At 56.2% G+C, this 26914-nt stretch carries 23 protein-coding genes; 16 read left to right on the top strand and 7 right to left on the bottom strand.

The window, feature by feature from the left end; genetic code table 11:
• Positions 1–27: 27 nt before the first annotated feature.
• Positions 28–594: a hypothetical protein gene (locus VFU50_20180; GenBank protein ID HEU5235187.1), complete on the bottom strand. Its 567-nt coding sequence runs from the start codon at positions 592–594 to the stop codon at positions 28–30.
• A gap of 102 nt (positions 595–696) precedes the next feature.
• On the opposite strand from VFU50_20180, the gene VFU50_20175 reads away from it, so the two are divergent.
• Positions 697–1383, top strand: a complete 687-nt coding sequence (locus VFU50_20175; GenBank protein ID HEU5235186.1) for a DNA-3-methyladenine glycosylase — start codon at positions 697–699, stop codon at positions 1381–1383.
• 181 nt (positions 1384–1564) lie between these two features.
• Here the strand turns inward: VFU50_20175 and dps are convergent, their stop codons facing one another.
• Positions 1565–2176, bottom strand: coding sequence for a DNA protection during starvation protein (gene dps / locus VFU50_20170; protein HEU5235185.1), 612 nt, complete (start codon positions 2174–2176; stop codon positions 1565–1567).
• 101 nt (positions 2177–2277) lie between these two features.
• On the opposite strand from dps, the gene VFU50_20165 reads away from it, so the two are divergent.
• Complete coding sequence (locus VFU50_20165) at positions 2278–3177, top strand: LysR substrate-binding domain-containing protein (protein HEU5235184.1); 900 nt, start codon at positions 2278–2280, stop codon at positions 3175–3177.
• A 121-nt stretch (positions 3178–3298) separates the two neighbouring features.
• Here VFU50_20165 and glpK read toward each other — a convergent pair whose 3' ends face one another.
• On the bottom strand, positions 3299–4789 hold the full coding sequence (glpK, locus tag VFU50_20160; protein ID HEU5235183.1) for a glycerol kinase GlpK: 1491 nt from the start codon (positions 4787–4789) through the stop codon (positions 3299–3301).
• A gap of 249 nt (positions 4790–5038) precedes the next feature.
• Between glpK and VFU50_20155 the strand changes: the two genes are divergently transcribed.
• The 14 genes from VFU50_20155 (at position 5039) to VFU50_20090 (ending at position 22542) form a co-directional block, all read left to right on the top strand.
• Entirely contained in the window at positions 5039–5815 is a 777-nt protein-coding gene (locus VFU50_20155) for a hypothetical protein (GenBank protein HEU5235182.1), read from the top strand.
• A 316-nt stretch (positions 5816–6131) separates the two neighbouring features.
• A complete protein-coding gene (gene lysS, locus VFU50_20150) occupies positions 6132–7685 on the top strand; it encodes a lysine--tRNA ligase (protein HEU5235181.1) in 1554 nt (517 codons plus the stop codon).
• Positions 7686–7687: 2 nt separating this feature from the next.
• Positions 7688–9097, top strand: coding sequence for an aminotransferase class V-fold PLP-dependent enzyme (locus VFU50_20145; GenBank protein HEU5235180.1), 1410 nt, complete (start codon positions 7688–7690; stop codon positions 9095–9097).
• A gap of 323 nt (positions 9098–9420) precedes the next feature.
• The gene (locus tag VFU50_20140; protein ID HEU5235179.1) at positions 9421–9810 is read left to right on the top strand and encodes a putative toxin-antitoxin system toxin component, PIN family; all 390 of its coding nucleotides are present in this window, start codon (positions 9421–9423) and stop codon (positions 9808–9810) included.
• Positions 9811–10252: 442 nt separating this feature from the next.
• Positions 10253–10492 carry a helix-turn-helix domain-containing protein gene (locus tag VFU50_20135; protein ID HEU5235178.1) on the top strand — a complete coding sequence of 80 codons (240 nt, stop codon included), beginning with the start codon at positions 10253–10255 and terminating at the stop codon, positions 10490–10492.
• Between the two features lie 16 nt (positions 10493–10508).
• Positions 10509–11567 carry a type IV pilus assembly protein PilM gene (pilM, locus tag VFU50_20130; protein ID HEU5235177.1) on the top strand — a complete coding sequence of 353 codons (1059 nt, stop codon included), beginning with the start codon at positions 10509–10511 and terminating at the stop codon, positions 11565–11567.
• Positions 11564–12175, top strand: coding sequence for a PilN domain-containing protein (locus VFU50_20125; GenBank protein HEU5235176.1), 612 nt, complete (start codon positions 11564–11566; stop codon positions 12173–12175). The genes pilM and VFU50_20125 overlap by 4 nt, the downstream gene beginning before the upstream one ends.
• Positions 12176–12191: 16 nt before the next feature.
• On the top strand, positions 12192–12851 hold the full coding sequence (gene pilO / locus VFU50_20120; GenBank protein ID HEU5235175.1) for a type 4a pilus biogenesis protein PilO: 660 nt from the start codon (positions 12192–12194) through the stop codon (positions 12849–12851).
• Between the two features lie 11 nt (positions 12852–12862).
• Positions 12863–13753 carry a hypothetical protein gene (locus VFU50_20115; protein ID HEU5235174.1) on the top strand — a complete coding sequence of 297 codons (891 nt, stop codon included), beginning with the start codon at positions 12863–12865 and terminating at the stop codon, positions 13751–13753.
• Positions 13754–14067: 314 nt separating this feature from the next.
• Positions 14068–16509 (top strand): type IV pilus secretin PilQ, encoded by a 2442-nt coding sequence (pilQ, locus tag VFU50_20110; protein HEU5235173.1) that lies wholly within the window; start codon positions 14068–14070, stop codon positions 16507–16509.
• A gap of 111 nt (positions 16510–16620) precedes the next feature.
• Complete coding sequence (locus tag VFU50_20105) at positions 16621–17724, top strand: Xaa-Pro peptidase family protein (protein ID HEU5235172.1); 1104 nt, start codon at positions 16621–16623, stop codon at positions 17722–17724.
• 22 nt (positions 17725–17746) lie between these two features.
• Positions 17747–18214, top strand: a complete 468-nt coding sequence (gene accB / locus VFU50_20100) for an acetyl-CoA carboxylase biotin carboxyl carrier protein (GenBank protein ID HEU5235171.1) — start codon at positions 17747–17749, stop codon at positions 18212–18214.
• 25 nt (positions 18215–18239) lie between these two features.
• Positions 18240–19619, top strand: a complete 1380-nt coding sequence (gene accC / locus VFU50_20095; GenBank protein HEU5235170.1) for an acetyl-CoA carboxylase biotin carboxylase subunit — start codon at positions 18240–18242, stop codon at positions 19617–19619.
• 118 nt (positions 19620–19737) lie between these two features.
• Positions 19738–22542 carry a valine--tRNA ligase gene (locus VFU50_20090; protein ID HEU5235169.1) on the top strand — a complete coding sequence of 935 codons (2805 nt, stop codon included), beginning with the start codon at positions 19738–19740 and terminating at the stop codon, positions 22540–22542.
• A 111-nt stretch (positions 22543–22653) separates the two neighbouring features.
• Here VFU50_20090 and VFU50_20085 read toward each other — a convergent pair whose 3' ends face one another.
• The 4 genes from VFU50_20085 to VFU50_20070 form a co-directional block, all read right to left on the bottom strand.
• Positions 22654–23175 (bottom strand): DUF6580 family putative transport protein, encoded by a 522-nt coding sequence (locus tag VFU50_20085; GenBank protein ID HEU5235168.1) that lies wholly within the window; start codon positions 23173–23175, stop codon positions 22654–22656.
• Between the two features lie 226 nt (positions 23176–23401).
• Entirely contained in the window at positions 23402–24820 is a 1419-nt protein-coding gene (hslU, locus tag VFU50_20080; protein ID HEU5235167.1) for an ATP-dependent protease ATPase subunit HslU, read from the bottom strand.
• Between the two features lie 193 nt (positions 24821–25013).
• Positions 25014–25556 carry a R3H domain-containing nucleic acid-binding protein gene (locus tag VFU50_20075; GenBank protein ID HEU5235166.1) on the bottom strand — a complete coding sequence of 181 codons (543 nt, stop codon included), beginning with the start codon at positions 25554–25556 and terminating at the stop codon, positions 25014–25016.
• A 202-nt stretch (positions 25557–25758) separates the two neighbouring features.
• Positions 25759–26914 (bottom strand): metallopeptidase TldD-related protein (locus VFU50_20070; protein HEU5235165.1); only part of this gene is annotated, 1156 nt, incomplete at its 5' end.

Raw genomic sequence — 26914 nt, 5'->3', positions numbered from 1 at the left:
AAGGAATCGCAGTGACTGGCAATCTGGTTAGCGATGACGTTTGCTGGAACTCGATGTGCCTCTCACGGTGAAGGTCATCGCAGTCTCCGCTGGTATCACGGCTTCTTCTTTTCCCGTAGCAGCCGCGACTCCCGTGCCTGCCGCGCCGCCCGCAGCAGTGCCGATCAACGCGCCTTTGCCTCCACCTGCGATTCCGCCGATCAAGGCTCCGGCGGCCGCACCGCCGCCAATCTTGGTGACGTTGCTCTTTTTATGGCTCTTCCCATGGAACGTATGGGAACCGGTTGTTACCGCTTGACCGTTCACTTCCGTGAGGCGTACCGAAATGACGCCCGGAGCGTGAAGCCGTCCGCTGGACTTCGCTGAAGTTACTCGGCACTTCGCTGGGTCGCCGGTTCTGGCGAGCGTCTTGCCGTTTACGACAACGTCGCGCGCAACGGAACATCTGAACGAGTGTCCGGCTTTCGCAGTTCCTGATGAAAGCGACGAACCGGTGCGCACGGTGACGTGCGTGCCTGACGGAATGGTTGCCGCGCTCAGAGACAGTGAGATGACCAGGAACGCAGCGAAATTTAAGGCTATCTTGCCTTTCATAATCCCTCCTGAACTGCTTGCCTGTGACGGACTGGCGGCGTGAGCCCAATCCAATTGTGGAACAGATCGCAAAAACCTTCGCAGCGGGTAATCTAAAAGTAAATGCCGCGAATGAAAGAGCGCGTCCTGCCCCAGACATTTTATGCGCGCGATCCGCGCCTGGTCGCGAGAGAACTACTGGGTAAGGTGCTCGTTCGTACATTGTCCAACCGTGCGGGAGCGCAGCGGCTTACGGGCAGGATCGTGGAGGTCGAGGTTTACCTAGGCGAAGGCGATCTTGCCGCTCACTCCGCCGCAGGAAAAACTGCGCGCAATCAAGTTCTGTTTGGTCCTCCCGGTCACGCCTACGTGTATTTCATCTATGGCGTGCATTACTGCCTGAACTTTTCCTGTTTGCCGGAAGGTCAGGCGGGCTGCGTGCTCCTGCGCGCCCTCGAGCCGCTGGAAGGAATTGCGGCGATGGCGAAAGCACGAGGGGTTCGTCGCGAGCGGCTGCACTCGGCTTCGGGTTTGAAACTTCTTACCAGCGGACCCGGGCGAGTCTGCGAGGCACTGAGCATCACACGAGAACGATTAAATGGGCAGGAACTCTATCGCGAGAAGTCTCCTTTGAAGATTGTGGATGACGGAACGCGCTCTGATGATATTGGCGAAAGCACCCGCATCGGAATTACGAAATCTTCTGATATGCCTTTGCGCTATTTCTTAGCCGGGAATGGTTTCGTTTCGGGAAAACCGATGAGTTTCACCACGGAGGCACAGAGGGCACGGAGAGGAGCGAAGGCCTGAAAGTTAGGGCCAAAGGATCTTCATCCTTGCAGGTGGACTTAGCGGACAAAATGGACTCAGTGGACAAAATGGACTGAGTGGACTTTGTGGGCGTAAGCACTCGAAAACAGCCCCTGTCCACAATGTCCACGAAATCCACTCAGTCCACGATTTTTAGCAGCTTTCTCCTCACTCCGGTCAACTATGGGTTGTAGAAGCGGCGATTCTTGCTATACGGCGCCTCGCCAGGCTCCCCGCGGCGGAAGTGGCCTGAAGGAATCGATTTGCCGTCACGCTCGTGCGCGAGCAGTTCAATGAACCAGGCTTCGTGCTCTACCTCTTCGTTCAGAATGCGAGCCGCCATATCGTACGTCCGGGGATCTTTGCCGAAAGTCATGTCGCAGATCTCGCTCCAGCTTCGAATGGCGCAGCGCTCGGATTCGAGCAGGAGCGTGAGGATGTTTACGACGGTTGGCGGATTGGGCAGCTTCGCGGCCTCGCATCCGGCCTGATCGTGGAATGCGGGCAGATCGTTCGGCAGTTCGCCGCCGAGTTCATAGATGCGTGGGACGATCAGCTCCCAGTGCGCGCGATCTTCGAGGCGCGCGTCTTCGCAAATCTCTTTGTAATCTTCATGACCCGCCAGATGCATGCGCAGGATCGTGTAGTAGTAATAGGTGCTCGCGAACTCCGCCGCCGCATTGGCGATGAGCATCTTGATGAGTTTTTCGACATCGACTCCGCGCGCGCGAATCACTTCCACGCCGACACGAGCGCTGAGGTCGCCGTGCTTGACGACTCCGCCTTTTGCCATAGATTTGTCCTCCAGGCAAGAAGACTAAAAGCCGGTACGATGATAGGTCTAATATATCGTTGCTATGTTTTTCATAGGCAAAACGGATTGGTAAGGATTGAATGGAAGTTCATCAGCTCCGCTATTTTTGTGCAGTTGCCGAATCGGGAAATTTCACCCGTGCCGCCGAGGCGACGCGTATTTCTCAACCATCACTGTCGCAGCAGATTCATAAACTCGAAGACGAACTTGGGGCAAAGTTATTCGATCGTTTGCCGCGTTCCGCCCGTCTGACCCAATTCGGGAAAGCTTTTCTGCCCAAAGCGCAAGCGATCCTGCGCCAGATTGGCGAGGCGCGCATTGAGATTCGAGAGATGGCGAGCGCGGAGAGTGGAGAAGTTGTGCTCGGGGCCATTCCGACGATCGCTCCTTACTTGCTTCCCCGCATGCTGAGCAGCTTTGCGCGCCGGCATCCCAGCGTATCGGTCAGCGTAGTCGAGGAAATTACCCCTACGCTTCTGGAGAGACTTCATGACGGATCTCTTGATCTTGCGCTGCTCGCTTTGCCCATCCAAAGCGAAGAATTAATTACAACCGAACTGATACAGGAGCCGCTGTTCGCCGTTTTGCCCGAGCGGCATCCGTTGGCGAAACGCCGCACGGTGACGCTCGACCAGATTCGCAGCGAGCCCTTTCTTCTTCTGAAAGAAGGACATTGCTTTCGCGAGAATGCGCTGCAGGCGTGTCGTCAATCGCAGGTGAATCCCAATGTGGTATTCGAAAGCGGACAGTTTGCGACGATTCTGGCGATGGTCTCGGCGGGTATGGGCGTGTCAGTGGTTCCCGAAATGGCAGTCAAAGAGACGAGCGGCTGCCGCTTCGTGCTGATTGCGGATAAATCTATCCGCCGCACGATTGGAGTCGCGCGTTTGAAGTATCGATACCCGACGCGCGCTCAGCTGGCTGTTCTGGAGCATTTACAGAAGGCTTCGGCAAAGAATGTGGCTCAACGGTCAGCTTAGATGCTTCTGTTCGCTTTCAACAGCAGATCCCCGCGAGCGCAAACCCGATTCGCATACGACCTTGACTATCTCCCGGCGCTCGCAGGGATGACAGTAGAAAAATGGGAGGATCGGATCCGGTTCATTCCCAGTCCATGGACCTGGTTACAGCTTTTTTCCAACGCGAGTACAGCCGATCGCGTTGAGCTGATTCCATTGCAGGATTCCAGCTGCGGTCGACCTTCCACGTAGCTTTCAATTCATCGAGCGACTGAAAGAACCCTGTCGCCAGGCCTGCAGCGAACGCCGCGCCAAGAGCCGTGGTCTCCTTCACGTGAGGCGACACGACTTCCCGATTCAGGATGTCGGATTGGAATTGCATGAGCAAGTCGTTGGCTACCATGCCGCCATCGACACGCACGATGCCGACTGGCTTGCCGGAATCCTGCTCCATCGCTTCCAGCACTTCGCGGGTCTGATAGGCGGTCGCTTCGAGCGCGGCACGCGCCATGTGTCCTTTATTCGCATACCGCGTCAAGCCGGCAATAACGCCTCGCGCATTCGCTTGCCAATATGGTGCATATAGCCCTGAAAATGCGGGCACAAAGTACACACCGCCGTTGTCGCTAACAGTTCGCGCCAGCGCTTCCACTTCTGGACTGGTCTTGATAATTCCTAAATTGTCACGCAGCCACTGCACCAAAGCGCCCGTAATCGCCACGCTGCCTTCGAGCGCGTAGTGGATCGGTCCTTTGCCGAATTTGTAGGCGACGGTAGTTAGGAGGCCGTGTTTCGACGTTACTTTCTGTGCGCCGGTGTTGAGCAATAGAAAGCAGCCGGTACCATACGTGTTCTTTGCTTCTCCCGGGGTAAAGCAAGTTTGTCCTACGAGCGCCGCCTGCTGGTCGCCCAGAATGCCTGCCAGCGGAATTCCATCCAGTGTCTTGTGGCAAACCGTTCCGTATGTTTCTGAACTCGAGCAGACGCGCGGGAGTACCGGTTTGGGAATGCCGAAGGTTTGCAGGAGGTCATCGTTCCACGAGCAGCTTTCCAGATCAAACAGCTGTGTTCTGCTGGCATTCGTGACATCGGTGATGTGTTGGCCTCCATCTTTGCCGCCGGTCAGCCGCCAGGCAAGAAAGCTGTCGATGGTGCCAAACAGGATCTCGCCGGCTTCCGCTCTTTCGCGAAGTCCAGGAACGTTCTCGAGAAGCCATATCAGTTTCAGACTGCTGAAGTAGGTCGAGATCGGCAGGCCGGTCTTGTGCCGGATCGCGTCTTCGTGGGCAGAGAATCGCTTCAGCAAGGACTCGGTACGCGTATCTTGCCAGACGAGAGCATTCGCGACCGGTGCACCAGTTTTGCGGTCCCACAGCACCGTTGTTTCCCGCTGGTTGGTAATGCCGATCGCAGCGAAGTCCTTGGGCCGTAGCGCGCGTTCCGCGACCGCTTCGTTGATTACCTGCAGCGTACGCCGCCAAATTTCTTCGGCATCGTGCTCCACCCATCCGGCTCGTGGATAGATCTGCTCGTGCTCACGCTGTGCCGAGCAGACGATGCGGCCTGAGCGATCGAAGACGATGAAACGCGTGCTGGTAGTTCCCTGATCAATGGCTCCTATGTAGCTGGACATAGTGCTAGAGCATACACAAAGGAAAGTTCCGGCTGGGTGGCAGTTGGCAGCAGCTACGAAGCCCCTGCTGTTAAACGGAGGTAGGTTTTCCGGCAACTCCGCATTATTCTCGCGATCTGGGAAACCCGTGGCTGTTAACTCTTCTCTAACTGCCGAAGTGGACGAGTTTCACATGTGGATACGTGTGCAACTCGCAAACATTCACGAATCCCGGCTTGAACCACCGGGCAGGAGGAAGAGGAACAGCCCATGAACAAGTTTCTTTACACATGCTCAGCACTGCTGCTGTCGGCCGGAATAGCTGTGGCCCAGACATCCAGCACAACCACCGACCCCAACAGTCAGAACAATCAGACGCCGAGCGCGACTGCTCCCGCGAGCAGCTCGAGCCAGTCGTCCACCGCTCCAGCTTCGAGCAGCAGCTCCGACATGAATCAGACTGCAGCTCCGGCGAGCTCCAGCCAGTCCACCGCACCAGCCGATAACACGGCCCCGAGCGCAACTAATGGCCAGACCTCGACGACCCCGGGCGTGACCGACCAGACCTCGGGCCAGGCAAACCCAACCGCGGCTCCGTCCAGCACGACTGATCAGAACGCGGCGACGGCTCCAGGAACTGCCAGCTCCAGCTCGACGACCGCTGCTCCCAGCTCGAACTCGAACGCGACCTCCGGTGACATCAACAACCAGAGCTCGACGGCTCCAGCTTCCAGCTCGGCGGCATCGTCCAACGCGACCAGCACGACCGATCAGAACGCCCAGAGCGGCGCGGCTGCAACGACTCCGGCGCCGGCTGCAGATCAGAATGCGCAGAGCGCAACCAGCAGCAGCACGGGAAGCAACGCTGCTGATCAGGGCGCGGCCAGCGCGGATCAGAACGCTGCGAACGCGAACAATGCGAATGCTGCCAATCAGGGACAAGGCAACGCGAATGGTCTGCCGCAAACGGCTTCCATTCTGCCGCTGCTCAGCCTGCTTGGCCTCGGCTCATTCTTCACCGGCCTGATCGCCCGCTTCCGCAAGTAAGCTGACGAGCAGTACAAACCAAACGCCCGGGACGCGAGTTCCGGGCGTTTTTTTTGTTGTTGGGTGATCGGCCATCGGACACGGAAACATTTGAACCAAGAACGAAACCCGACGCGGATTCCGCGGATGGGACGCGGATCACGCGGAAGGATCGGGGGAGAAAACCTTTCCAGAGATTTGGAGCGCTGAAAAGCACCCACATTTCTTTGACCCAAAACTTCGGCGTGATCCGCGTCCCATCCGCGGAATCCGCGTCGGGTTTTGCATTTGGTCGGCCGGATCACGACATGGACCGATCACCCGATATACTTTTCAGGTGTCATTTGAAGAAAACACATACCAGCTTCGTCGCGAAAAGCTGAAGCAGATTGAGGCTCTCGGACAGGAGAGCTACCCACATAAATTCGCTTTTACTCATACCATTCCAGCGATTCTCGAGAAATATTCAGCAGCCACCGGCGAGGAGCTCGAACGCGATCGCTCAAATGTGCGAGTTGCAGGGCGACTGATGTCGATTCGCGGCCAGGGAAAGGCTGGATTTGCTCATCTGCAGCAATTGGGCAAGCGTCTGCAGATTTATGTGAAGCTCGACTTCGTCGGCGAAAAAGGATTTCAGCTTTACAAGCTGCTCGATCTTGGCGACTTCATCGGCGTGAGCGGCTATCTGTTCCGCACACGCACAGGCGAGCTCTCTGTCCATGTCGAACACATTACGTTTCTTGCCAAGGATCTGCTGCCGCTTCCTGAGAAGTATCACGGATTGTCGGATGTCGAGCTGCGCTATCGGCAGCGATACGTTGATCTCACGATGAATCCAGAGGTTCGCGATGTGTTCGTCGCGCGCAGTAAGGTGGTGAAGGCCATTCGTTCCTTTCTCGACGCGCGCGGATTCACCGAAGTAGAGACGCCGATGATGCAGCCGATCGCGGGCGGGGCGGCGGCGCGTCCATTTACTACGCACCACAACACGCTCGACATCGATCTCTACCTGCGTATTGCTCCGGAACTCTATCTAAAACGCCTGATCGTCGGCGGGCTTGATCGCGTGTACGAGATCAATCGAAACTTTCGCAATGAGGGAATCTCGACGCAGCACAATCCCGAGTTCACGATGCTCGAGTTCTACCAGGCATATGCCGACTATCACGACCTGATGTCTCTGACCGAAGAGATGCTCGCGCACGTTGCTCGTGAAGTGAATGGAAGCACAGTTGTGAGTTATCAGGGACGCGAGATCGATTTTGGGAATTGGCAGCGCCTGTCGATGCGCGAAGCCATTATTAAATATTGGCCGGAGAACTCTGCGCCTGCTCCCCAGATGAGCGATTTCGCCGACGCTGCTTCGGTTCGCAAACTGGTTGATCGTTTGAATGCGACGCACACGCCGCATATGCCCTACGATCCGGCAGAGCCTGCCGGTAAGACGATCGCAAACATGTTCGAAACCGTCGCTGAGGAACATCTTTGGCAACCGACGATTCTTTATGACTTCCCGGTCGCAATTTCGCCGCTGTCGAAGAATAAGAAAGACGAGCCGGATTGGGTCGAACGCTTCGAGATTTTCATCGGTGGACTGGAACTCGGGAATGCATTCAGCGAGTTGAACGATCCAGAAGAGCAGCGTCGCCGATTCGAGCAGCAACTTTCCGAGAGAGAGCGCGGCGACGAAGAAGCGCATGCGATGGACGAAGACTACATTCGCGCCCTGTCATTCGGAATGCCCCCGGCAGGAGGAGAAGGGATCGGCATTGATCGCCTGACGATGCTTCTCACCGATTCGAAGTCGATCCGCGACGTGATCCTATTTCCGCTGCTGCGTCCCCAGAAGCAGGAAGAAATCGCTGAAGAAGCGACCGGCACGGGCGGATAAACGTGGGCTTCGAACTCGATTCGGAAAAACGTCGCCGGCTCGGCTACAACCTAATCAATCATATCGACCGTTATTTCGAGACGCTGCACACCCGGCCGGTGCAGTTGCCGGAGGAGGAGCGCAGTTTCGAGGAGTTGCACAACTCCCTTCCCGAAATGGGCTCCGATGCAGTCCGAGTCCTCGATGACGTCTGCCGTGAGCTGGTTAATCGAGGCTTTCACGTTCCCAGCGCCAACTACTTCGGGCTGATGAACCCGACTCCTACGTACATCGGCGTGCTTGCCGAGGCGCTGGTTGCTGCACTGAATCCGCAACTGGCGACGTTGGCCCGCTCGCAACTCGCGTCAAAGATCGAGCTGGAGACGGTGCGCTGGATCGGGGAACGAGTCGGATGGAACGGCCCATTTAGCGGCACATTTACGAGCGGTGGCAATGAAGCGAATTATTCCGCGCTGGCCTTGGCTCTCGCCTCGAAATTTCCCGACGTGATGAATCACGGCGTCCGCTCTCTGCAAGGCCAACCCGTTGCTTATGCCTCATCAGAAGCTCACCATTCGCTGGATAAATCTGCAGGTCTGCTAGGGCTCGGCCGTAAAGCAGTCCGCCGGATTCCGGTTACGGCACGAATTCAAATTGAACTCGATGAGCTCGAGCGCGCGATTCAGGAGGACAAGAGCAGGGGGGAGCTTCCATTCTGCGTGGTTGCGACTGCGGGCACTACGAATTCCGGCGCAATTGACGATTTAGTTGCTGTTGCGAAGATTTGCCGCAAAAACGACATCTGGATGCATGTCGACGGTGCTTACGGGGCTGCGGCAATTTTCAGCAATCGTCATCGCGACCTGGTGCGCGGAATCGAGTTCGCAGATTCCGTCACCGTCGATCCTCATAAGTGGCTGGCTATGCCTTTTGCCGCAGGAGTCATTCTCACTTCCCACCCGGAAACTCTGAAATCTGCATTCGCGGTCACGACTCCCTACATGCCCAAAGGGACGGCACAACTTCCTCCCGACAACTTCGCTATCAGTACGCAGTGGACGCGCCGTATGAACTCGCTCAAGCTGTGGCTCACGTTGCGCATCCACGGACGTGAAGCTTATGAGCAGCACATCGATAATCAGATACAGCTTGCCCGCTGGTTTGCCGATCAGGTTCGCCGCTCCCCCAGCTTTGAGCTATTTTGCGAACCCATGCTTCCGATTTTTAACCTCCGCCTGAAGAAGCTTTCAGGAGATCAGACCGAGCGGTTGGAGCGGATTGTCGGCGAGGTAACGCGGGAGGGCAAACATTGGATCTCAACCACGCGAGTGAACGGCCAGACTGTGATCCGCGTGATGATCATCAGCTATCTCACGCAGCAGTCACATTTACAGGAACTCCTCAATCGCCTCGATTGGGCCGCGCGACGATGAATGAGCTTATTTGAAGCTGTATTACAAATTCATACGATCTGCGATAATGGATGCATGAACATTTCTCAAGGTCGCAGGTCGAGAGTTTTCTCCGTTAGCTTTCCGGAAGGTTTGGCTCGACAGGTGGATCAAATCGCGCGCCGAGAGAGCCGCAGTATCAGTGAGCTGTTTCGAGAGGCCTTTCGCCTTTACAGATTGGAAGGTATTCACCGGCGCCTTGAGCGAGTGCGGGCCAACTCGGATGGCGAGCTGGGTCTAGGCGAGACGGATGTGGAACGTCTTGTCGATGAACTTAGATCTCGCGTTCCGAAAAGGAAACGCAAGTGATCGTGGTCCTGGATTCAGGAATCTGGATCTCAGGATTTCATTTTGGCGGCGTACCTCTTCAAGCGCTTGACCAAGCCTATATCTACGACCAGATTGGTTTTTGTGACGAGATTGTATCGGAGATATCTATCATCCTAGCCTCTAAGTTTGGCTGGACTGATCGGGACATTCGCTCAATCTTACGGAGCTATCTTGTCGCAGCGAAGCACGTGGCACTCAAAGGCGACCTGCACAATGTCTGCCGGGATCCGAAAGATGACATGATCTTCGAATGCGCTCTGCGAGCAGGGGCTAGCGTGATCATCTCGGGCGATCGGGACATCCTCGACGTCCGGCAATACAGAGGCATTCGTGTGATTACCGCTCGTGAATACGTGGGCCGCTGAATGGATAACTGCAACCTTCCAGCCGCGTCGGAAATCGCAATTGAGGAAAGAACTAGGGCCTTTTTCTTTTGCCCCTACGCGCTCCTTACGAAAGTGTCGGTCATAATTTCGCCCCATCTGCATCAACACCACAATCCCTTGTGTTCTTAAAAGCCGAGCGACACATCATCTCGCAAATAACACCAAGGTACATGTACTAATTTCCGGAGAAAACCGGAAGAAACCCGAAGAAACCGGCAACTCTGCCTTGACACACCGGGTACGAACCGAGGTATAACACGGCTACCTTAAGTTTCCCCCCGAGAAAGCAGAGGATTCTTCCTCTAATTTGAGGCCCCGGCCAGAAGCGAATTCCCGCGAATGCTCCGATCAGGCGAAAGCTGTTGAGAGTCAAGCGAGAACCCGCTTGGGCAGATTTTTTCGAGGAAAGGGCTAGGCATCTATGGCAGCAGATTCGCGTGAAGTGATGAACATCCGCCAGGCGTCGCAGTACCTGGGCGTTAGTCCCGACACGCTCTACAAGTACGTTTCTGAGGAACGGATCCCCGCGTTCAAGCTCGGCAACCGCTGGAAATTCAAGAAAACCATCCTCGACCAGTGGATGGAAGAGAAAAGCACGGCTGGGGAAACCAAGAGCACCAAGAAGAAGCCCAGGGCGGCGCGGGCTGCCGCAGGGGCTTAATAGCGAGGCGTAGCAAATGTTCGGATTCGGATCGCAAAAATCAATTGTCGGCCTGGACATCGGTTCGAGCAGCATCAAGGCTGTCGAGCTGAAGAAGGTCAAAGGCGAAGTCCACGTTTCCCATATTGGGCTTGAGAGGCTGGGATCGGATATTGTCGTGGACTCGATGATCGTCGACTCAGGCAGCGTATCGAGTGCCATCTCGAAGCTGTTCAGCGAGCGCAAGTTCAGCTCGAAGCTGGTCGCGACAGCGGTGAGCGGTCACTCGGTCATTGTCAAGAAGATCGCTATGCAGACAGTTCCGGAAGAGGAAGTTCCGGATATTCTGCAGACCGAAGCGGCGCAATACATCCCATTCGATATGAACGACGTGAATATCGACTACCAGGTCCTTTCCGACAACCCGGACGAGCCGCAGATGGATGTGCTCCTCGCCGCAGTGAAGAAAGACAAAATTCTGAACTATACGAACGTGCTCTCGCTCGCGGGCAAGGTTCCTGAGGTCGTTGACATCGACGCTTTCGCGTTGCAGAACTGCTATGAGTACAACTACGAGCCATCTCCTACTTCGACTGTTGCCTTATTGAATCTGGGCGCGAGCGTGATGAACATCAACATCGTCAAGGGCAGCACGCCGCTATTTACCCGCGACGTCAGCGTTGGCGGAAATCAGTACACCGACGCGCTGCAGAAGGAACTCGATCTCAGCTTCGACGATGCCGAAGGTTTCAAGCTGGGTGAGAAGGTTGCCAAAGTCAGCGACGATGCCAAGCTGCCGGTGTTGCAGCAGGTGACCGAGATCATTGTCCTGGAAATCCAGAAGACTTTCGACTTTTTCCGCGCGACAGCCGCGGGGCAGCACATCGAGAAAATTTACCTGGCAGGTGGTTCGTCCATTGTTCCCGGACTCACTGAAGCCTTGCGCCAGGAGTTCTCGATGCCGGTAGAGATTCTGAATCCGTTCCAACGAATTCAGCGCAACGGAAGCAGTTCCAACATGGAACTCATTGAAAGAAATGCAGGCCAGTTGGCGGTAGCGGTCGGCCTCGCCCTCAGGAGTTTTGAGACGCTATGATTCGCATCAATCTGCTCGGCAAACCGAAATCGAAAACCAAACGTTCGGCTGCAGCCACCGGACTCGAATTCGAAGCGACAGGGTCGCCGAATTCCGTCAACGCACTTGCGGCCATCATCGTTCTGGCCGTGACTGGCGCAGCGATCTGGTGGTATCAGGGGCAGCTAACGTCTGAAGCGGCCCGGATCAAAGCGCAGATGAATCGAGCGCAGCAGGAAGCGCAAAAGCTCGCAGAGACAAAGGCTCGATTCCAACAGCGCCAGGCGGTGAGGGACGAATATGAAGGCCGCGTAAAGGTGATCGATTCGTTGCGCGCAGCCCAAACCGGCCCGGTTGATTTGATGACCATGGTCAGCGCGACGGTAAACAAAACCGATGAGGTCTGGCTCAACGCGATGACCGACGCCGGCGACAAGGTAGATGTGTCTGGTGTGGCGCTCAGCACAACTGGCGTCGCTAACCTGATGACGAACTTGATGAAGACTGGTTATTTCAAGTCGGTCGAAATCAAAGAAACATATCAGGATGAACAACAGACGAAAATTCAGGCCTTCAACTTCAGCCTGATCTGCGAAAAGCAATCCGTGAACGCAGGAAAGAAATCGTAGCTGTAGGGAGTATTCAATGGCGAAATTCAACGAACTTCCATTCATTGCGCGACTCGGAGTACTGATCGCGGCGGGCGCGGCGATCTTCGCTGCCGCTTGGTACGGTTTTATCCCGAACATGACGGGTTTGGCGGCGATGCGGGCGGCGAACGACGCGGCCATGGAAAAAGTCAAGGCTCAGGAAGCAGACAATGCCCGGCTGAAGCCCTACGAGGGACAGCTTAAGCAGCTCGAAGTGCAAATCGAATCTCTGCAGCGGCAGATGGAACGACAGAAGGAGATCGTTCCTGAAGACAAGAGTGCCGATCAGTTCATCCGCGATTTGCAGAACGACGCTCAGGAGACCGGTGTTGAGATTCGCAGTTATGTGTCAAAACCGGAAAATGCCAAGCAGTATTACACCGAAGTTCCGTTCGACATCGAGGTGGACGGCCCGTACTTCGCGATGCTCAACTTCTTCGAAAAAGTTGGCACGATGGAGCGCATCGTGAACATCGATGGTTTGAAGATGTCGGGCATCGGGAGCAAGGCTCCATCCGTGGTTAAGCGCAAGTATCAGTATGCGCCCGGAGAGACGGTCGTAGTCTCCTGTACCGCCAAAACATTCTTCAGCCACGGGTCGGCTGCGAAGCCGGCGACTACGGCTCCCGGCCAACCGGTGAAACAGGCGAGTTAAGGAAAATGATTATGCGAGTACCCAGTTACATTCTGAGTACGGCGTTGCTGGCCGGATTGGCGGTGGCGCAGAATGCCCCAGCCTCTCAGACGGTTAGCAGCAGTCCCCAGCAACCCGCGAAGGCGGCGAAAACAACAGCTAAGGTCGTGGGAAAGAATCCGTTCGTTCCAAAGACGAAGGCTACCTTGGCAGCTGCAGAGAATGCAGACAAGACGAAAAAAACGACGGCTAAACCGGTTCAGGCCCAAAGTGGGAACCAGCATAAGGCTTCCCCATCGCAAACGGCTGCCAAGCCCAAGAACAGTTCCCCGGTTCAGGCCAAGGCAGTTCAAACCAAGGCAGTTCAGGCCAAAGCAGTTCAGGCCAAAACGGAGCCAAAAGGTGTAACGCCGGCTGTTCCCAAAACACAGAAGCCCAAGAAAGAATTGGCAAAACAGGAACCAAAACCGGAACCAAAGAAATCAGAAGCAAAGGCCGCGCCGGTCCAAGCCAAGGCGGAAGCAAAGCCGGCGGAACCGGAAACGAAACCTGCGCCTCCAGCTCCTGCTGTCGTACAGAACGAGCCTATGAAGCTGCCGAGTCCAGGCAAGCGCGATCCGTTCTTGAATCCACTAGTCGCTGCAGGAACTCGGGACTCCAGTTGCACTACAGGCAAACGCTGCTTGGTTGTCGACCAGATTGTGTTAAAGGGTGTGGTGCAGATGAAAGAGGGCAATTTGGCGCTTGTAGAAAACGCCGGCAAACATTCGTACCCGCTTCATGAGAACGACGTTCTTTACGACGGCAGCGTGGTGAAGATCAGCGGCGACAGTGTGACGTTTCGTGAGGAAAGCAAAGATATTCTCGGACGGCCTGTTTCGCGAGAGGTTGTCAAGAAAGTTACCGCCCCGTCAGTTTACTGACCGGACAGGCATCAAGTATGTAAGAGTGCTCTCATGTCCCCGTGTGGACGATGGGGCCGAATCCAGGTAGTACACAGCAGGCGAACGCGCGAGCATATCGTGTGCACGCGTGCTTTCAAGGCGGTTGCAGTAAAAGTCGTTCCATTTCGGGCCGGGTTCACGGGTTAGCAGTATCTGCATTGACATCGTTGCCGATGTGAATGCAGTGGGCAAATTCCAAAAGCGGCAGTAGGATGTCCGCCCTCGGCAGTTGAATGGCGGAGCCTTCGTGCCGCGCGCGTCCAGGAAAACGCTGGACCGTGAGGAGAAACGAGATGAGGCTGAAGCAACTTCTATGTGGTGGGCTGGCGTTGCCCCTTTTTACAACGCTTGCTCTCGCCGACTCGCAGTTGACCAACATCAGCGTGCAGAACGACCGCGGCGCTGCTGTGGTCACCATTCATGCGAACGGCACTTTCACGCACAACGAGTACAGACCCGCAGACAACTTGCTCCTGGTAGATTTTCCGGGAGCGAAGGTGGGTGCTCTGGACTCGAATCCTCATCCGGTGACCATTCCCGGAATCAGCTCATATCAAGTTCATTCGTATAAGGCCGCCAATGGTAGCGAGGTGGCTCGAGTAGAGTTTGCGCTCGCCCCGCACACAAACATCCGTTTTTCAGAGCAAGCCAATGCTTTGATTCTCCGTGTGAGTTCAGAAGCTGAGAAGGCGGCGAACGTCGACGCTACCGATAGCAATCAGCCGGCAGCTTCAATTGCCTCCGCGACCCAGTCGCTTGCAGCGCGGGCAGAGGCGGTACAGTTCCGCGGAGAAGCGCAGCGCGTGCAAGTACGAGGCGTCTCGATCGTGCGTGGTCATGATGGAACCGATGTAGAAATACGCGCAACGGGTCCGCTCAATCCCAAGGTTTTGACGTTGAAGTCGCCGGACCGGCTTGTAATTGATTTGCCGAACGCCGTGCCGGAAACACGCACACACAATATCCCTGTGCATGCGACTGATCTCAACATGGTTCGCATGTCGCAGTTTCAGGCAAATCCCCCGACCACGCGAGTAGTGCTCGACCTCAAATCCCCCCAGGGCTTCGCGCTCGCGAAGATGAACAATAAGCTCATCGTCAGCCTTCATCCTCTTGTGGCCGCCGAAGCGGTTGCGAGCACGGCAAACTCCGGAGTTCCCAAGCCGGCCGCAGCTTCGAGCACGCCCAAGCTGGCGGCCAATGTTGCTCTCCAACACGCAGCGCAGCATTACGTCGTAGTCGATCCGGAATATCACCGCGTAGCCCATTCCAGCGATGATGACGTTTCCACGCCGGCAGAAAAGGCGAGCGCGGCCGCGAAGATCCTTGGCGCAGCTCCTCCCGTGGAGATTCCGCTCACCAGCAAAACGTCGGCGGAGATGAAGCCGGAGTTGATGAAAGCGGCGATGATGCAGGCTGCACAAAGTTCGAGCAGTTCTCAGGCGGTCAGTGCTCTGGCAAGCACAACCAACTGCAATACCGGTCGTTACACAGGTGAGCCAATTTCGGTAAACCTGAAAGATGTCGACCTCAAGGATTTCTTCCGGCTCATTCATGAGATCAGCGGGCTGAATGTTGTGCTTGACCCAGGCGTGAATGGAACGTTGACGATTGTGCTCGACGATGTGCCGTGGGACCAGGCGCTCGCAATCGTCCTGCAGAACAATTCGCTGCAATGCCAATTGAACGGCAATGTACTGCGAATTGCACTTCCAGATACATTGCGCAAGGAAGCTGATGCAATCCGTGCTACGCAAGAAGCTCAAGCCCTGGCCGTAGATCGCGTCACCGTAACGCGGTATCTTAGCTATGGAACCGCCAAGAACGTTGTGCCCACTCTGAAGGCGTTTCTATCAAAGCGGGGCGACATCATTGCCGACGACCGCACGAATTCGATCATTATTCAGGACATCCCCAGCGTTATTCCAGGAATTGATCGACTCATCAAAGAACTCGATCGGAAATCGCAGCAGGTGGAAATTGAGGCGCGTGTCGTTGCGTCGACTCGAAGCTTTGCCCGTGATCTCGGGACGCAGGTTGGATTTGGAGTCGGAAACAATGTCTTCGCTGTCGGCGGCAATACTTCGGCAGGAACGTCGGACATTCAAGCCGGTGGCCCACAGACGCCTCATTACATCATCGTCGGGACGAACCAAATTCCTTTATTCAGCAACCTTGGCGTGACCGGTCCCACCAGTGCTCTCACCGTCGTGAATGCGACTAACAACTATCGATTGGACGTGATCCTCACAGCGGCTGAGACGCGTGGGTTGCTGAAAATACTTTCCCGTCCAAGAGTCGTGACGCAGAATAATGCGCCTGCTCTGGTTCGTCAGGGCGTTCGCATTCCGATCGTCACGGCAGCACAGTTAGGCGGGCCGCCCACGACGACTTACATCGACGCCTTTCTGCGGTTGCAGGTGACTCCGCAGATCACGGCGGAGAATACAATTTTCCTGAACGTCGATGTTGAGAACACGACGCCTAACTTCGCCGTTCAGATTTCAGGTAATCCTGAACTCATCACTCAGCAGGCTACAACTCAGGTTCTTGTAAGCGATGGGGGCACAGTTGTAATAGGTGGCGTCATTCAGACCACCGATAGCATTACGCGCGATCAAGTGCCCTTCCTCGGAGATGTTCCTGTATTGGGAAATCTTTTCCGCCGGAAGGCAGTCAGCACATCCACCCAGGAGCTGATCTTCTTCATTACACCGAGAATCCTGCAGTCATAGTGGGTTTTTGGACTGAAAGGCCTCCAGCACTGCCGTGTTGGAGGCCGAACTTATTTACGCAAGATATTTCTGTGATGATTGAGATACGTCTCTTGCCATTTACACTCGACAATGATGGTTGCAAACAACCGGCAGCTGTTGCTGGAAGCGTCGATCGGGCAAGAAGGCCTCGATACCATTCTGATAACCAGTTTGCCCAATATCCGATACCTCTGCGGGTTTACAGGCAGTTCCGGCGCTCTTGCTAACGCAAGAGAGAGGTGGATGTTCTTCACGGATGGTCGATACACTGAACAAGCGAAGCGTCAGGTAAAAGGCGCGTCCGTCCAGATCGGCTCGCATTCCCCGGCAATTGGCGCCGCACGATGGATCGCCGAACGCATCGGGAAAAGACCGACAGCCAGGATCGGCATCGAAGGGGAGCACGTAAGCTTCGCGACAGAGAAGCGTATTGATTCGGCGCTGCGCGCTTCGCTGCGTCGCTCCGGATATCAGGTAGTCCCAACCACGAATCTCGTCGAGAATCTCCGGATCAGGAAGGACAAAGGCGAAATAAAGCAGATTCGCAATGCCGTCCGGCTCGCCTCCGGCATTTTGCCCGATCTCCTCCGGCGGATAACGTCTTCGATCAGCGAGAACGAAGTTGCTGCAGAACTCGAGTTTCTCGCCCGTCGCGGCGGCGCCGAAAAAATGAGCTTCGAGACGATTGTCGCTTCCGGGCCCAATTCAGCTTTGCCGCACGCACGACCCACACGCCGCAAGATCGGGGGCGGATTCGTAGTCCTCGATTACGGTGTTATACTCGCCGGTTATTGTTCCGACATGACGCGCACCGTCTGGGTGGGTCGCGCGACCGGGGAAGCGCGGCAGAGATACTCGGCGGTGCTCGAAGCGCAGCTTGCAGCTATTGCGGCTGTGGCTCCTGGAGTCGAGGCGCAGGCGGTCGACGGGGCGGCGCGCGACGTGCTGCGCAAACATAAGCTGGACAAATACTTTACTCACTCGCTTGGCCATGGAGTTGGCCTGGAAATCCATGAGGCTCCGCGGCTGGCGAAGGGACAAACTCAGAAGCTCGAGCCCGGGATGGTCGTGACCATCGAACCGGGCGTTTACATTCCGGGTAAGGGCGGCGTAAGAATCGAAGACATGGTGCTGGTTACGAAAACGGGGTGTGAAGTGCTCACTCCAACTCCGAAGGAGTTCTTAGTCCTCTGAGCTGCGGCACCTACGAGAATCCATGAATCAAAAAGAGCTCAAAGAGCTGATCGAGTTTCTTAAAGAACAGGACATCGCTGAATTCGAGCTGGAGCGCGGCGACGTAAAGGTACGCATCAAGCGCGGGACGCCAGTGGCGATTGCCCCTATCCAGTTGCCCATTTCGGCCCCAACCGTTTCTACCGCGGTGGGATCTCCACCAGTTGCGCCGCCCGCGGCTCCATCTACACCTAAATCAGCCGATGAAGGATTGCATCAGGTGAAGTCTCCCATTGTGGGAACGTTTTACGAATCGCCGTCTCCCGGATCGCCACCATTTGTTAAGCCGGGAGACACGGTGGAAGCCGGCCAAGTGCTCTGCATTATCGAAGCCATGAAGTTGATGAACGAAATCGAAGCCGATGCCAGCGGTGAGATCGTGAAGCGGCTGGTCAACAACGGACAGCCCGTCGAATACGGACAGCCTCTATTCAGTATTCGTCCGCGCTGAGGTTCTGAACGCGCAAGTCTCGAGAATGTTCAAGAAGATCCTGATTGCCAATCGTGGGGAAATTGCACTGCGCGTGATTTGCGCCTGCAAGGAGTTGGGCGTCCAAACTGTCGCAGTCTACAGCGAGGCCGACCGCAATTCGCTCCCCGTCCGCTTTGCCGATGAGGCCATCTGCATTGGTCCTCCCCGCTCTGCCGAGAGTTACCTCAACATTCCAGCAGTCATTAGCGCCGCTGAAATCGCTAATGTTGAAGCCATTCATCCGGGATATGGCCTCCTGAGCGAAAACGCTAACTTTGCAGAGGTGTGCGAAACGTCACACCTGAAGTTCATCGGACCGCCGCCTGAGGTCATGCGCCTAATGGGCGAAAAAGAAAAAGCGCGCGTAGCGATGAAGAAAGCTGGCGTGCCCATCTTGCCTGGGTCCGAGGGCATAATCCAGAGCGAGGATGACGCGCTGCAGTGGGTCAGGCAGGTCGGATTGCCGGTAATTCTCAAGGCCTCAGCCGGAGGTGGTGGTCGAGGTATGCGCGTGGTACGGTCGGCAGAAGAACTGCCGAAGCTGTACCAAGCAGCGCATTCCGAGGCCGCAGCCGCATTCGGGAATGGCGATCTCTACATGGAGAAGTTCATCGAGAGACCTCGCCACATCGAGTTTCAAATTATCGCCGATGAGCATGGAAAAGTGATGACGCTGGGCGAACGTGAGTGCAGCATTCAGCGGCGACATCAGAAGCTCATTGAAGAATCGCCTTCGACGAAAGTTACGCCAAAACTCCGAAAGGAGATTAGCGACAAACTTGAAAGCTGCCTGGGTGAGATCGGATACGTCAACGCAGGCACTATCGAGTTCCTCATGGACGAAGACGGCAGCCTGTACTTCATCGAGATGAACACGCGTATTCAGGTCGAGCACCCGGTTACGGAGATGGTCACCGGAGTCGATCTTGTGAAGGCGCAAATCAGGATCGCCTCCGGCGAGAAACTAAGCGACATCATTACCGCTCCGATCGAGATACGCGGTCACTCCATCGAGTGCCGCATAAACGCGGAGCATCCCGAAAAGTTCACACCGTCGGCGGGCAAGATCACGGCTTTCAATATGCCCGGTGGCACAGGTGTGCGCGTCGATACGGCTGCCTATACCGAAGGTGTGATCCCACCGTATTACGATTCACTAATCGCAAAGCTCATCACACACGGAAAAGATCGCGCCGAGGCAGTTGCTCGCATGTCGCGAGCCCTGGAGATGTTCATTGTCGAGGGCATCCACACCACTATTCCTCTCCATCGGCGCATCATGCAGAACGCTGATTTTCAGGTCGCCCGATTCGATACGAAATTCATGGAGCGTTTCCTGGACCAGAACGGAGCGGGAGCTGCGAAGAGCAAAGCAAGCAGCTAGAGAGGCGCTCGGAAAATTCTGTTGTTTCGCGGACTTCCTTTCGCATTTTCACGGGGTAGCATCGGCCAGCTCCGGTCTGCGTTCTTCTCGGCGTGCTATCGTTTTCTAAGGCTTTCCTATGCCGCACGAGCTTCCCAAAACCTACGATCCCAACGCCATTGAGCCGCGCTGGGCTGAGTACTGGATTCGCGAGAAGCTCTTTGAGGTGAAGACTCCGACTCCGGGCGATTCGCGTCCGGTGTTCACGATTCTTCTTCCTCCGCCCAACGTAACCGGCCGTCTGCACATGGGTCACATGCTCAATCAGACGGAAATGGACATTCTCACGCGCTGGCATCGTATGCGCGGCGAACTTGCTCTCTGGCTTCCCGGAACGGACCACGCTGGCATTGCCACGCAGATGATGGTCGAGCGCCAGCTGGCCACCGAAGGCATTAAACGGCAGGATCTCGGCCGCGAGAAGTTCGTCGAGCGTGTCTGGTGCTGGAAGAAGCAATATGGCGGCGCAATTCAAGGACAGATGAAGCGTCTCGGCGCCTCGGTCGATTGGTCACGCGAGTACTTCACCATGGACGAGAACCTCAACCGCGCCGTGCGTGAGGTCTTTGTCCGCCTGTGGGAACAGGGGCTCATCTACCGCGGCGAGTACATCGTGAACTGGTGTCCGCGATGCCTGACGGCCATCTCCGATCTCGAAGTGGTTCACGAGGAGCACCAGGGAAAACTCTATGAGATTCGTTATCCGCTGGCCGACGGCAGCGGATCGATTCACATTGCCACTACACGTCCGGAAACGATGCTGGGTGATGTCGCGGTCGCGGTGAATCCCAACGACGATCGCTACAAGAATCTGATCGGGAAGAAGCTGCGCCTGCCACTAATGAATCGCGAGATTCTCATCATCGCCGACGAACTCGCGAATCCCGAATTCGGAACTGGTGCAGTGAAGGTAACGCCTGCGCACGATCCCAATGACTTCATCATGGGCAAGCGGCACAACTTGCCGATGCTCAAGATCATGGACGAGTCCGCCCGCATCAACGCAAATGGCGGAGCGTACGCTGGACTCGATCGCTATGAAGCGCGCAAGCGTGTGCTGGCCGATCTCGAAGCACAAGGATTTCTCGTCGGCATAAAGGATCACGTGCTCTCGATCGGCAAATGCGATCGCTGCAAAACCGTGGTTGAGCCGAGCCTCTCGATGCAGTGGTTCATAAAAATTCAGCCACTCGCGGATAGAGCCGTTGCGGCAGTCACGAACGGGCACATCCGCTTCACGCCCGAGAACTACAAGACCATCTACCTGAACTGGATGACCAACATTTATGACTGGTGCATTTCTCGCCAGCTCTGGTGGGGTCACCAGATTCCGGCGTGGTACTGCACAAACAGTGGGTGTGCGCGTGCGAAGGCCGATCTGAATTCGCAGCCGATCGTCAGCCGCGAAGAACCGTTCAAGTGTCCCGATTGCGGATGGGCGACCGAGCGCGAGACCGACGTGCTCGACACGTGGTTCTCGTCGGCACTGCTGCCTTTCACGTCCCTGGGCTGGCCCGAGCACATCCGCGATCTCGATGTCTTCTATCCGACGTCGCTGCTGGTGACCGGCTTTGACATTCTCTTCTTCTGGGTGGCGCGCATGATCATGATGGGCTGCCACTTCATGAAAGACATGCCGATGGCCGACGGCAGCGGGCGTCCCGACTCGGAATCAGTGCCATTTCGGGAGGTGTACATTCACGCTCTCGTGCGTGACGCCGAGCGGCAGAAGATGTCGAAGACCAAAGGCAATGTGATCGATCCCATCGACATCACCGAGAAATATGGAACGGACGCCGTGCGCTTCACGCTCGCTGCAATGGCATCTCCAGGCACCGACATAGCGTTCAACGAGAGCCGCACGGAAGGGTACCGGAATTTCGCCAATAAGATCTGGAACGCCGCGCGCTTTCTGTTCATGAACATCGATAAGGCAAGCGAGGCGGGTGTGTGGAGCGAGAGAGATCTCAAAGAGCTAATTGCCAGTGAAGCTCCAACTGCCTCCTCTGATCTGATCGATCGCTGGATTGAGGCGCGTTTTCAAGACACCGCACGTGAGGTCAATAAAGCATTAACCGAGTATCGCTTTCATGAGGCCGCGAATCTCGTTTATCAGTTCTTCTGGGGCGACCTTTGCGATCTGTATATCGAAGCGGTGAAGCTGCGCCTGGATTTTTCAGATGATCGAAAGGATTCAGGCAAGCAGGCGCTGAATCATCTCGTCAAAGTGTTCGAAAGCTCTTTACGTTTGCTCTCACCCTTCATGCCGTTCATTACAGAGGAAATCTGGCATGCGCTATACGACCAGAAAGCGCCGGCAGCATCGATCGCGCTTACTCGGTTCCCAACTGGGCAGGAGTTGACCAAGGAGCAGAAGCGCACTGTCGAACAAGTCGATATCTTGCGAGAGCTACTGTCCGACATTCGTAACCGTCGCGTAGAGCTGAAGGTTGAACAACGAGAGAAGGTGCCGATTCGCGTTTTCACGGCAGACGCTGCAGTTCGCAGACTCATTGAAGGCAGCGCCGAGTTCCTGCGGGCACGCGGCTCGATCAGCACAATCGAATTTGCCCGCGAGAGCATCTCGAAAATGCCTGGCGTGCAAACGAGAAATGCCTATGAAGTGGCGATTGTGTATGAGAGAAAAATCGATGTTGCCGCCGAATACGACCGCCTGTCCAAAGAGGAGAAGAAGCTCGAATCAGAACACGCCAACGCCAAACGTCAGCTCGGTAATGAGAGCTTCCTCGCAAAAGCGCCAGCCAATGTTGTAGAAGGTCTGCGGCGGCGGTACGCCGAATTGGAGCAGCTCCTGGCTAAGACAAGAGCCGCTCTGCGAGAACTCGAGAACGGCGGGGCAAGTTCAAACGGAAGCCACGGGTAGTCGCAACGTGGAGCCGGGCGCCCTCGCCCGGGTTTTACAGTGAGGTTGCAGAACGAAATCCATTGAAGGCTGGTCGGACAACACGCGGCCGAGGGCGGCCGGCTCCACGTTTTAGCCTCTCGCTCGGGCCTCTGCTGTCTTCCTCTCGATCAGCTTCAACGCATACGGCACGCTGAATAGCACCGGCGTATAGATCAGATCAGAAGCAAACGTCCCACGGAAGAATGGGATCGCCATGGTGTAGCACTGCACCAATCCGGCGAAGCTTTTCGCGTACATGTTGCCGAAAACCCACACGGCGAAGTTGCTCACCAGAAAGAATGAGATCGCGGAAGCGAGTGACGCGCCCACCACGCGCAGAGGATCGACTTTCCGCACCAGCATGTATCCAATGCCCAAAGCGGCCAAGTACCAAGCCCAAGTCACGAAATGATCCAGGGAAACGTGCATGTGGTACTGCACCGTCGTGAGATAAACGTCAGTGGCGGCGAGAAGAGCGAGCGGAGCAATCCATTCGCGCACTGGCCGCTTGGCTCCAAAGAACAGCAGAGCAGCGCCAATCGGAGTCAGATGCCAGGGATGGGGCAGTAGCCGAACCGTAACCGCAATGACGATGAACAGATAAGCAAGCATGGGATTATGACCTCAGGGAGTTCTATTCTCCGGGTACTCAGGTTGCGCCGTCAACAGTTTCGTTGAATAACAGAACCGCCGCCGGTAGGCGGCGGGGCAGCCGCGTATCTTGCGGCTGCGGATTTTCCACACCTCTGGCCGCATCCTGCGCTCGGAGTTCGCCATTCGGCGACCTCCGACCCACCGGCTACCGCCGCCGGTTCCGTTTCCGCGCGTCGCCCAAGCGTTACAGGATGTATCGCGACAAATCCTGATCTTTGGCGATATCAGCGACCATCTTCTTCACGTAGTCAGCATCGATGACCACTTTGTCCTTGTTTTCCTTCGCCATCTCCGGCGCAGAGAAGCTGATCTCGTCCAGAACGCGCTCCATGATCGTGTGCAGCCTGCGGGCGCCGATATTCTCCGTTGACTCGTTCACGCGAAACGCGAAGTGCGCGACCTCGTCCAGAGCGTCGCGTGTAAATTCAAGCTTCAGGTTTTCCGTTTCAAGCAGCGCGGTGTACTGTTTCACCAGCGACGACTTTGGCTCGGTCAGAATCTTGATGAAATCTTCGATCGTGAGTGACTGCAGCTCGACCCGAATTGGGAAACGGCCTTGAAGCTCCGGAATTAAATCGCTTGGCTTGGAGACGTGAAATGCGCCCGCGGCGATGAACAAGACGTGATCGGTGCGCACCATACCATACCGGGTGTTTACCGTTGTTCCTTCAACGATCGGCAGGATGTCACGCTGAACGCCTTCGCGAGAAACGTCGGGACCATGTCCACCTTCACGTCCAGCGATCTTATCGATTTCATCGAGGAAGACGATGCCCGATTGCTCTACGCGCTCGACCGCTGTGCGCGTAACCTGATCCATATCAATCAGTCTCTGTTCCTCTTCCTGGATCAGGTATTCAAAAGCTTCGCTTACCTTCATCTTCCGCTTCTTTGTACGCTGGCCGAAGATGTTAGGCAGCATGTCCTTGATATTGATGTCCATCTCCTCGATGCCCTGATTGGAGATGATTTCAAACGCGGGCGTAGAGCGCTCCCGGACGTCGAGTTCAACCATGCGCTCATCGAGCTTGCCTTCCCGCAGTTGCTGACGCAGCTTCTCACGCGTGCGCGATTGCGAATCGCTTCCGTGCTCGCCGTCGCCGGTGCCAAGCGCAAGCCCAGCGGTGGGCTGTGTAGGCGCTGTCGGCGGTAAAAGAAGATCGAGCAAACGCTCTTCGGCGTTCAGCTCGGCTTTGTCTTCAACTTCTTCGAGGCGCTCCTCGCGGACCATGTCGATGGCGATCTCGACCAGGTCGCGGATCATCGATTCAACATCACGCCCAACGTAGCCGACTTCGGTGAATTTCGACGCTTCAACCTTGAGAAATGGCGAGTTGGCCAGCCGCGCCAGACGGCGGGCGATCTCAGTTTTACCCACGCCCGTCGGCCCGATCATGATGATGTTCTTCGGCATGATCTCTTCGGCCAACTCGGGCGAGAGCTTCTGCCGGCGCATGCGGTTACGCAGCGCAATCGCCACCGCGCGTTTGGCGGCGTTCTGGCCAACAACGTATTTATCGAGCTCGGCTACGATCTCGCGCGGCGTAAGCTCGTCGAGAGCGAGTTCCTGCTCTTCCTGGGTTCCAGGGAGGTAAATCGCCACTGGGTGCTGCGACTCCTTATCGTCCAAGTGTAAAACAAAGAGGCAGTCGGCGTTCGACAGTCGGGACCGACAGAAGCTGCCAGCGGCCAGCTTCCAGCTACCAGCCACATCTACATCGGTTACTCGGGCTTTGGCTGGTCGCTGGAAGCTGGTAGCTGGCAGCTTGTCGAAATCAGTGGGGGCTTTATCGTTGCTAACGGCGTCTGCGACCACGGGCTAGGGGAGCCACAGGAGCGCCTTTGTAATCGCGGGGATAGACGACAACGAATCGCCCTTGCGCCTCACCAGAACTCTCGGTGCGAAGGTCGGCTTCGTCGCGCATGGCCAAGTGCAGCATACGGCGCTCTCGCGCAGACATGGGAGCGAATTGATATGGCTGACCGGTCTTGCGAACCTTCTCTGCCGCTACCTGAGCAGCGAGCCGCAGCTCTTCAGCGCGCATCTGCTTGAAATTCATGCAGTCGAAGCTGACTTTGTCGTGCTCGTCCGATTCAAGCCGCAGAACCTTCAGGGCAACGTGCTCGAGCGAGCGCAGCAGTTCGCCGTTGCGTTCGACGAGCAGTGGGCCGTCAGGTCCAGTGAAATCCACTGTAAGTTCAGGGCTGTCGCCAACTTCCGTCGTGACCGGCGGATTGGCGCTAATGCGGTACTTCAAACGAAATCCGCCAAGCTGGAGTGTGCGACGAAGGACCTCGTCAATGCGTCTGGCGGCGGCAACTCGATCTTGAATGGGCATAGCTGGGGGAGGGTTACCTCGAGAAGTTACGGAAAGACATTTCTAACACCCTTCGAAGCCAAGCGCCACCCGGGATTGCTAAAACAGAAACTTGCAGTGCCCGCAGATTGTCCGCGAATGTCCACCATTCCACTAAGTCCACCAAGTCCACAGCGTCCACACGAGTTTGCGCCGCAGTTCTAAGCGAGGCAGTTCTGAAGCCCTACTCGCCCGCAACCGTCATGCCATCAATGCGCAAAGTAGGGGCCGCAATGGAGCTGCGAAATTCCAGATCGTTCCCAATTTCGGAAACGTTGTTGAACATGTCTTTCAAATTTCCGGCAACGGTAATTTCCTCAACAGGGAAAGCGAACTCGCCGTTCTCAATCCACAACCCCGAAGCGCCACGTGAGAAGTCACCAGTGACCAGGTTCACGCCGAAGCCGAGAAACTCGGTTACATACAGTCCGCTGCGAACATTGCGAATGATGTCGTGGGGCGCCTTGCCGCCAGGCTGCAGGAAGAAGTTTCCCGAACCGATCCCAGGGTTTCCCGTTAGACCGCGTGCCGCATTGCCGGTCGTCTGCAGCTTGAGTTTGCGCGCAGTGTAGGTGTTCAGCAGATAGCTCTTGAGCACGCCGCGTTCGATCACGACCGTGCGCCGGGTCGGCACACCTTCGCCGTCGAACGGCGACGAACCAAAACCACCGACCATCGTGCCATCGTCGATGATGGTGATGTTCTCCCCCGCAACCTGCTCACCTAGCTTCCCGGTGAGGTACGAAGAATGACGATAGATCGCGTCTCCGTTAATAGCGTCGAAGATGTGGTCGATCAACCCGCGCGCGACCATGGGGTCGAAGATGACGGGAACTTTCTGGGTTGCTACTTTCCTTGCGCCAACTCTCCTGAGAGTGCGCTCGGCAGCTTTGCGACCAACCGATTCGGGCGACTCCAGTTTTTGCAGCGTGCGCGAAGCCGAGTACCAATAGTCTCGCTGCATCGCGGCTCCGTCAGCCTGCGCAATGGGCACTGCAGAAACAGAGCAGTAGGAGCGCCGATACTCACCGACGAAACCGTGCGAATTTGCCAGTACCTTGTATCCGGTCGCGGCGTCGAACGAGCCGCCCTCCGAGTTGGTGATTCGCGGATCAGCTGCTAGCGCTGCGGCCTCGCAGCGACGGGCATAGTCGATGCGGTCGGCGGTCGAGAGGGAGTAAACGTCGTCGTAGTAAAGATCCAGGTTCTGCTTCAGCGAGCCGAGGCTCTCCGCTTCAGGTAATCCAGCAGCGGGATCTTCAGAAGTCGCCCGCGCCAGGGAAATCGCTCCAGAGACCAGCCGCTCGATGCCATCGCGCGAAAAGTCGCTGGTGTGCGTC

The organism is Terriglobales bacterium, assembly GCA_035764005.1.
In the GTDB taxonomy this organism is placed as follows: Bacteria; Acidobacteriota; Terriglobia; order Terriglobales; family Acidobacteriaceae; genus Gp1-AA112.
The sequence above is the reverse complement of the archived record's forward strand: the minus strand, read 5'-3'. Positions and strand labels throughout refer to the sequence as shown.